The organism is Nioella sp. (genome assembly GCF_964229645.1).
GTDB lineage: Bacteria > Pseudomonadota > Alphaproteobacteria > Rhodobacterales > Rhodobacteraceae > Nioella.
Map to the genome: position 1 here is coordinate 1 of NZ_CAXREX010000319.1, position 2,265 is coordinate 2,265.

The 2,265-nt window shown below is 65.8% G+C and carries 2 protein-coding genes and 1 pseudogene; all 3 read left to right on the forward strand.

Annotated features, from left to right (window positions below; genetic code table 11):
- Positions 1-311: pseudogene (locus tag ACEQXV_RS19780) on the forward strand (tripartite tricarboxylate transporter substrate-binding protein); the annotation flags it as partial.
- A gap of 69 nt (positions 312-380) precedes the next feature.
- A complete protein-coding gene (locus ACEQXV_RS19785; RefSeq protein WP_370270602.1) occupies positions 381-914 on the forward strand; it encodes a tripartite tricarboxylate transporter TctB family protein in 534 nt (177 codons plus the stop codon).
- Positions 914-2,265: tripartite tricarboxylate transporter permease (locus ACEQXV_RS19790; protein WP_370270604.1), on the forward strand; the 1,352-nt coding region annotated here is incomplete at its 3' end. The genes ACEQXV_RS19785 and ACEQXV_RS19790, both read left to right, overlap by 1 nt.

Below are 2,265 nucleotides of genomic sequence, written 5' to 3' on the forward strand. Positions count from 1 at the left end.
AGGTGAAGGTGCTGGTGTCGATCACCGGCGAGCGGATCTCGAAGGTTCCGGACACGCCGACCATCGGCGAGGTGGACCCGTCACTGAACATCTCGCTCTGGAACGGGCTGTTCGTCGGAAAGGACACGCCGCAGGACGTGCGCGACAAGATCGCCGCCGTTGCCGAGAAGACCGTGATGTCCGAGCGCGCGCAGAAGGTGGCCGAGGAAACCGGCGCACTGGTCTCCTGGAAAAACGCCGAGGAACGCGCGGAGATCATCGCCAAGGACAAGGAGACGCTTGGCGCGATTTCCGAGGCGCTCGGCCAGTAACATCCGCTACCGGAGGGGCCGCGCAGTGGCCCCTCCCTCTCCCACACCCGCTGGCAAGGGCCACCCATCGTGAGCACGGAATCCGAACTTCAGGCGCGCACCCGCGTCTCTGGCCAGATCGTCTTTGTCGGCGCGGCGCTGCTGGTGTCGCTCGCGCTGCTGGTGCAGATCCCGACGCAGACCACATGGATCGAGGACGCCAAGAGCTTTGCCGCGCAGCCACGTTTCTGGCCCGGGGTCGCCATCGTGACCATGGTGGTCACCTTCGGGCTGCACCTGTGGCTGATGAAACGTCGCCGCCCCATCGGCGCTGACTGGACGGAGGCCAAGCGCTGGCTCGAGCCGATGGAATACGCCGTCTGGTTCATGGTCTATGTCTTCGCCGTGCCTTGGATCGGCTTCCTGCCGATGAGCATCGCCTTTGCCGCCGCGCTGACGTGGCGGCTGGGATATCGTACACCCCTGTACCTGTGGCTTGCCGTGGTCTTTGCCGTGGGGACCGTCCTGCTGTTCAAGGGGTTCCTCGGCGTGAAGATCCCCGGTGCCGCGCTATATGAACTGCTGCCGGACACGCTCCGCAGCTTTGCCCTGCAGTACCTCTGATGGACGTGTTTTTCGCAGCCCTCGACGTTCTGGCCCGCTGGGACGTGATGCTGGCCCTGGTGGTCGGCTCCATCGGCGGTGTGGCCATCGGGGCGATCCCCGGCGTGGGCCCCGCCGTCGCCATCGCCATCCTGCTGCCCGCCACCTTCAGCATGGACCCGATCGTCGTCCTGACCATGCTGCTGGGCATCTATGGGTCGTCGATGTACGGCGGCGCGATCCCCGCGATCCTGATCAACACCCCGGGCACGGCGGTCAATGCGCTGACCACCTACGACGGCTTCCCGATGACTCTGCGCGGAGAGGGACGGCGCGCCCTGTCACTGGCCTATTCCGCCAGCTTCTTCGGCGGCATCTTCTCTGTCCTCTGCCTGATCCTGCTGTCGCCCGTGCTGGCGAAGGTCGCGCCGATGTTCGGCTCGCGCGAGATCTTCCTTGCCGCGCTTCTAGGGATCATCCTCGTGGTGACCGCGCACAAGGGCCAGATGCTGATCGCCGCGGCGCTGTCGGGTTTCGGCATCCTGCTGTCGACGGTGGGGCTGGAGCCGGTCAAGTACACCCGCCGCTTCACCTTCGAGCAGACATGGCTGGCCTCCGGCGTCGACCTGATCGTGGTGGTGCTGGGGCTGTTCGCGCTGAGCCAGGCCTTCCTTCTGCTGACCATGGACGACGAGAAGATCCGCATGCCCCGGTCGCGCGGCTCGCTGTTTCAGGGGTTCAGGGAGCTGATGCGGCATCCGCGCGTCGCGGGGATCTCCGCCTCCTTCGGGGTGCTGATGGGCATGATCCCCGGCGTGGGCGAATTCACCGCGCAGTTCATGTCCTACACCTCGGCCCGCAAGCTGTCGAAGTCGCCGGAGGCCTTCGGCCATGGATCGTCCGAAGGACTGATCGCGTCGGAGACCGCGAACAACGCCGTGCCCGCCGCCGCGATGATCCCGCTCCTGGCGCTTGGCATCCCCGGAGAGGCGCTGACCGCCATGATGCTGTCGGTCTTCTACGTCCACAACGTGGTGCCGGGGCCGGGCCTGTTCCTCTACCAGATGGACTTCGTCGTGGCGCTCGACCTCGCGCTGCTGATCCTGACCGTGCTGGTGGTGGCCTTCCTGCTGGTCTCGACCGGGGCACTGGTGAAGCTGACGCAGATCCCCAACCGCTTCCTCGGCATGTGCATCCTGCTCCTGTCCTTCGTCGGCGTCTACTCGATCCGCAACTCGGCGGTCGACTGCGCCATTGCCGCCGTCTTCGGCCTGTTCGGCTACGTGCTGAAGCGGCTGAACCTGCCCATCGTTCCCATCGTGCTGGGCATGGTGCTGGGCAACATCATGGAGGTGAAGCTGCGCGCCGCGAT